We start from the raw sequence: 204 nt of genomic DNA, 5'->3' as shown, positions 1-204 counted from the left end.
CAGCGCATGGCGGCCGTGATGGCCGGCGACGCGAGCGCCAACCCGTGGCGCGAGCACGACTGGCCGGCCATCCCCGGCCACTTCGGTCCGCCCTGGTTCCTGCCGGCAGTCGGGCTGTACTACCGGATCAAGGATCGGCTGGGCGGCTGAGCAGCCCGGCGAGTCCGCCATTTCCCGTTCCGCTTTCTTCAACCACAAGGCCTC

The 204-nt window shown here is 70.1% G+C and carries 1 pseudogene; it reads left to right on the top strand.

Annotated elements, in window-relative coordinates:
• Positions 1-150: pseudogene (locus AC3A6Y_RS35155) on the top strand (FAD-dependent oxidoreductase); the annotation flags it as partial.
• Positions 151-204 lie beyond the last annotated feature (54 nt).

This window comes from Variovorax sp. Soil_C_17 (assembly GCF_057657265.1).
The sequence above is the reverse complement of the archived record's forward strand: the minus strand, read 5'-3'. Positions and strand labels throughout refer to the sequence as shown.